Source organism: Phytoactinopolyspora endophytica, from assembly GCF_004138495.1.
GTDB classification, from domain to species: Bacteria; Actinomycetota; Actinomycetes; order Jiangellales; family Jiangellaceae; genus Phytoactinopolyspora; species Phytoactinopolyspora endophytica.
Genome location: NZ_ML142868.1, coordinates 100,616 through 106,227, shown reverse-complemented (window position 1 = coordinate 106,227; position 5,612 = coordinate 100,616). Strand labels below are relative to the sequence as shown.

General features: G+C 66.6%; 4 protein-coding genes and 1 pseudogene. 2 read left to right on the top strand and 3 right to left on the bottom strand.

What is annotated here, in order from left to right:
- The 3 genes and pseudogenes from ELR45_RS28765 to ELR45_RS28755 all read right to left on the bottom strand — a co-directional run.
- Positions 1 to 1,895 (bottom strand): WD40 repeat domain-containing serine/threonine protein kinase (locus tag ELR45_RS28765; protein WP_205857467.1); only part of this gene is annotated, 1,895 nt, incomplete at its 3' end.
- Positions 1,896 to 2,063: 168 nt separating this feature from the next.
- Complete coding sequence (locus tag ELR45_RS28760) at positions 2,064 to 2,351, bottom strand: Rdx family protein (protein WP_129669392.1); 288 nt, start codon at positions 2,349 to 2,351, stop codon at positions 2,064 to 2,066.
- Positions 2,352 to 2,538: 187 nt separating this feature from the next.
- Positions 2,539 to 3,687, bottom strand: a pseudogene (locus ELR45_RS28755) (epoxide hydrolase family protein).
- Positions 3,688 to 3,812: 125 nt separating this feature from the next.
- Between ELR45_RS28755 and ELR45_RS28750 the strand changes: the two are divergent.
- Complete coding sequence (locus tag ELR45_RS28750) at positions 3,813 to 4,802, top strand: helix-turn-helix transcriptional regulator (protein WP_129669364.1); 990 nt, start codon at positions 3,813 to 3,815, stop codon at positions 4,800 to 4,802.
- A gap of 351 nt (positions 4,803 to 5,153) precedes the next feature.
- On the top strand, positions 5,154 to 5,612 hold a 459-nt coding region (locus ELR45_RS28745), incomplete at its 3' end, for an endonuclease/exonuclease/phosphatase family protein (protein ID WP_205857464.1).

Here is a 5,612-nt window from a genome sequence, read left to right as displayed (position 1 = left end):
CGGCCGACGACGACGACTGGATCGCCCGCTATGTGCGTCGCGGTCATCGAGGTGACATGGCCGGCAGGACGTTCGTGGTCGCGTATTGGTTGCCCGATGTGCTGGCCCGTCAGCACGTCCAGTACCCGAACCGTCCCGTCGTGGGCGGCATGGACGACGGTGGGACGGCCGGCCAGGCGTACGGTCGCCAGCGACGCAATCGTACGGCGGACGCTCCTGGCCTGTTCGACCTTGCCGAATGCCTCGCCGGTGGAAAGGCTCCACGCCCGCATCGCCCACGCCCGCATCCACCGTGTGCGGCCGTAGGAGACGACGATCGGCTGACCATCGTGCTGCGCCGTCGCCATGAGGTCGATGGAACCTTCCTGGCGGTTCAACGGGAGGTGCAGGGCCTCGCCGGTAGCCACGTCGAATGTCCAGACCGCGCGGTTGAGCCGATGGTCCGCGTAACATCCGGCCACGATGACCGTTCGGCCGTCAACTCTCGTCGCGGCCAGTTGGCTGACGACGGGGCGGGCGCCGGGATCGTGGCGATAGAACGGGATGGTCAGTGGCCTGCAGGCCAGTCTGCCCGTGGGTAGGTCGAAAATCTCGACGACGGCGCCGCGGCCTCCGATGAGGACCGGGCGGCCATCCCACTGGCCGACGGCCAGCACGTTTCCTTTCTGGTCCCATTCCTCGAGACAGTCGCCTGAGGTGAGATCCCACAGCCGAACCCGCTCGCTCCGGTCGCCGGAGACGATCAGCGATCGGCGGTCGCTCTGCGTCACCACGACCGACGTGATGTGGCCACGGGCACGCTCATGGCCACGCATCGGCTCGCCGAGCTGTTGGCCGGTGAACAGATCCCATCGCCGCAGCGTGCCGTCGGCGTCGGCCGAGACGACGACGGACCGGCCCTCCAGGTCGTCGATTGCCAGCGAGGTGATGGCGGCGGTATGACCTGTGAAGATCTCGCCCACGGGCTGACCGAAGGGCACCGAGGGCGGGGTGGAGAGCGGCGAGGCGGTGGGCTGCGGTGGCGGAAGGAAAGCTGTAGTCGCCTGGCCGTGCCGGGCCGGCGCCGGTCCGGGAACCCGGTGCGTGTCGGTTTCGTGACCGGTGAGCTCGGCTAGCAGCTCGTCGATGGTGGGGCGGTCGTCGGGACGCTTCGCCAGAGCGCGGCTGAGAAGTCGCCGCAGACGGTCAGGTGCACCGGACATGTCCGGCTCGGCGTTCAGTACCGCGTGCAGGATTGCCGGCACAGGGCCGCCACCGAAGGCGGTATGCCCGGTGGACGCGAAGACCATAGTTGAGGCCCAGGAGAACACGTCGGAGCCGGGCCCGGCAGGTTCGCGGCCGATGAGCTCAGGCGCCATATAGGCGGGAGTACCGACTAGAGCCGATCCCGTCGTCGCGTGCTCGAGGGAGCGGGCGATGCCGAAGTCTATGACGACGGGTCCCTCTCGGCCCATGATGACGTTGCTGGGTTTGAGATCGCGATGCAGGATGCCAGCGCGGTGGATCGCGGACAACGCGGTGAGCGTGCTGACGGCGAGTCGGTCCAAACTGCTGCCGGCCCGCGGGCCTTCGTCGGTCACGAGCTGCTGCAAAGAAGGTCCCTGGATGTATTCGCTGACCAGGTACGGGCGGTTCGCTTCGAAACCGACATCGAGGACTTGCGCTGTGCAGAAGACCGCCACGCGGCGGGCGATCTCGGACTCGCGCAGGAACCGCCGTCGCGCGGCGGGCTCGGTCACCATCTGATCATTGAGAATCTTCACCGCCACCGGCCGCCCCGCAGGGGTCTCGCCGAGGTAGACCGATCCTTGGCCGCCTCGTCCTAGCACCTCGGAGAGCTGATAGTTGCCGATCCGTGACGGGTCGCCAGGGGCCAGTGGTCTCAGGGCAACCATGAATCAACGCTACTAGAGACGCCCGGACGGCCCTAGGGCTCTACGGGCCGCGCGACGAAGCAGTGCTCGAGATCGCGAAGACCGTCGTCATTGCGTGCTACTACTACGCCACCGGCCGCGATGTCCCGGGCTGAGCGGCGGTCGGCGCAGCCCTGAAACGGCGAACGGTCAGGAATGTGAGCGGCGGTCGGAGTGCCCGAGGTCACGGTCAGGGGCGATCCGGTCGCGGACGAGGCGCTTGAGCTCGGCAAGGTCGGGATGGCCGCCTTGGGCTTTACGTGACCAGATGGTCTCTTCGTCGAGGCGTACGTCGAACACTCCACCGGTCCCGGGCACCAGGGCGACCTCGCCCAGCTCAGTCTGAAATGTGGTCAGCATCTCCTGCGCCGTCCAGGCGGCGCGGAGCAGCCACCGGCATTGCGTGCAGTACTCGATCTCCAACCGCGGCTGTCGCATCGTCACGGCGTCCAGTATGCCGCGCGAGATGGCCCGCCCTGTTGCGACTCTCGGCTGAGGGAACACCGGTCCCTGATATGTGTGGATTTCAAGCGGACCCAATGGTCAGTCCGTCGCTGATGGCGGGGGTTGCGGTGGACTCGGTGACCGGCGAGGCTTTGATCTGGTCGCCCTTGCCGTGTGACTTCTACGGCCGTCGGCGCAGGGCCTTGCCGAAGAACGTGCGGATGTCCGCTGCGTGGACGTCAGGGACTTCCATGGCGACGAAGTGGTTGCCTGGGTTGGCCTCAGGCCAGTGCAGGATCGTGTTGTTGCGTTCCGCGAGCCGTCGCATCAGCGCTGAACCACCGCCGTACACGCCGGTCGGCACGGCCTTCTGCCCCGTCGGCCAGGCGAACCCGTCGTCGCCGAGCCCTTCGTACATCGGCCACGACGACGAGCCGGATGTACCGGTGAACCAGTAGAGGCTCACATTCGTGAGGACGTGGTCTCGGTTCATGACGTCCTCCGGCACGTCCGCCATCGGCGTGAACTCCCGGAACTTCTGCAGCATCCAGGCGAGCAGAGCGACAGGGGAGTCGTGCCAGGCGTGGGCGAAGGTCTGTGGTGCGGCGCGGAGCAATGTGTGATGATCGACGCCGCCGGTCATCCACTGCTGCATCATCTCGTACTCGGCGCGCTCGTCGTCGGTCATGCCTGGAACGTCGGCCTCGGTCGGGAAGCCGATCCCGCCGTCGATGTGGACGCCCACGACGTGCTCGGGGTCGGCTTCGGCAATGGCCGGCGCGACGTAGGCGCCGAGATCACCGCCCTGCGTCCCGTAGCTGTCGTATCCGAGCCGGCTCATCAGCTCGGCCCACATCCGCGCGACGCGCTCGACGCTGCAGCCCACGCGCGGAGCCTCGGAGAAGGCGAACCCTGGAACCGACGGCACCACGACGTGAAACGCCTGGGCAGGGTCGGCGCCATGAGACCGGGGGTCGGTCAGCGGTCCGATGGTCTTGGTGAACTCGACGAACGAGTTCGGCCAGCCGTGCGTGAGGATGAGCGGCAGCGCGTCGGGCTCGGGGGAGCGCACGTGTAGGAAGTGCACGTCGTGCCCGTCGATCTCGGTGATGTACTGCGGGAACTGGTTGAGCTCCGCCTCGTGAGCGCGCCAGTCGTAGCCCGTCCGCCAGTGTTCGGCTCACTCGCGGAGGTAACCGGTGGGCACGCCTCTGCTCCACCTGTCGCCAGGCAGCTGGTCCACCCAGCGTGTCCTGGCCAGGCGTTCGTTCAGGTCGTCCAGGTCAGCCTGCGGGATGTCGATGCGGAAGTCACGGATCTCGGTGTTCATGGTTGCCTCTCTCGTGTGTGGTTCTACCGACGTTCGATGACGACGGGGAACTCCCGGCGTGCGTTGACCACGCTAGATTCCGTGTAGGTCAGTTCTTGTCCTAGTTGGATGGCATTCTGGATCTCATGACCGACACACCGGCCAGGCTGCTGAAGCTGCTGTCCTTGCTCCAGACCCCTCGCGAGTGGCCGGGTAGCGAGCTTGCGCAGCGGCTCGAGGTCAGTCCGCGTACCGTCCGCCGGGACATCGAACGGCTACGGGAGCTCGGCTACCCGGTCGAGGCGTCCATGGGCGCTGTGGGTGGCTACCGGCTCGTGGCAGGTGCCGCTATGCCGCCACTACTGCTTGACGACGATGAGGCGGTCGCCATGGCGGTCGGGATCCGTACCGCCGCCGGCCTCGCGGTGGAAGGCCTGGGCGAGGCGTCGGCACGCGCGTTGGCCAAGCTCGAGCAGGTGCTCCCGTCCCGGCTGCGTTACCGCGTGACGACAATCAACGCCGCCACGATGCCCGTGCTGGGCGACGGCCCGACGGTCGATCCCGAGGTTCTGACGGCGCTCGCAGCCGCGGTGGCCAACCGGGAGAAGGTCCGCTTCGGTTACGAGGCCAACGACTCCACCGAGAGCAGACGGCTCGTCGAACCGATCGGCCTCGTGGCGAACCGGCGGCGCTGGTACCTCGTCGGCCACGACGACGATCGGGAGGACTGGCGCACCTTCCGGGTGGACCGGATCAGCCGGCCAGAAGCGATCGGCGTCCGCAACACGCCACATGAGCTCCCCGCAGAAGACGCGGCCGACTACGTCGCAGGCAAGCGGTCCGATTGGGGCACCCCGACCCTCCATGTGGTCGCGACCTTTCAGGCTCCCGTCCACGACGTCGCCGGTCGCCTTGGTGACACACCGGGTGACGTGCAACCTCTGGACGAGCGGACCTGCCGGCTGGACAGCTTCCGGGACGACTCAATGGAGTGGCTGGCCGGGCGCATGATCGTGCTCGGCTGCGAATTCAGCGTCGAGCAACCACCCGAGCTGATCGAGCATTTGCGCGCGCTCGGCGCGAGGGCACGGGACGCTTCCGCTCGGCGTACCGCCGACGATTCTCCGTCCGAGTAAAGATGATCGGTGGGCGGTGGCCTGAAGGAGCATTCAGACTCGGATGATCGTCAGGTTGGGAATGTCATCGGGGAACCCGTCGTCTTGCGTGAGGACCGCCCAGCCGTTGGCAATGGCTGTAGCCGCGATCCATGAGTCATTGATCTCCATCTTCTTTCCTGCCGCTTTGAGCGGTCGACGTGGGAGTCGTTCTTAAAGACGCTTCGTTTCACAGAAGTATGTGCTGTGGAAAGTAGCCCGTCACGCGCCGATCTCCGGCATGTCATCCACGTCGACGTTAATCGGGCTGAGTGGCGAGCGAGGCCCGCTTAGAAGCCTTGTGCGCCTGTCGACCAGTTGGGGAGGCCGCCCATGGTGAGGGCTGTGTACCGAATCGCGATACTGTTGCTTGCCGCGATGATGGCTCTCGCAAGCGGAGGGCTCGCTGCCGCCCAGCCGGCGGTGGACGAGGCAGTCGCGTTGCGTGTGATGACATTCAACATCTGGGTGGGCGGCGAGCAGGTCGATTTCGACCAGGTCGCCGGGGCGATCCGAGCCGCGGACGCGGACATCGTCGGGCTTCAGGAGTCCAATGCGAATCTTGGCCGCATCGCCGATGAGCTCGGCTGGTATCACTATCCGAGCAGCGGACGTCATCAGCAGATCATCAGCCGGTATCCGCTGATTCGCAGCGAGCAGCCGGACGTGTTCGTGTACGCGCTGGTGGATGACGCTCGGGTTGTGGCGATATCGAACGTGCATCTGAGCGCGTATCCGTACGGCCCATATGAGCTGCGCGACGGGGCGTCGGTCGAGGAAGCGCTGGCGCTG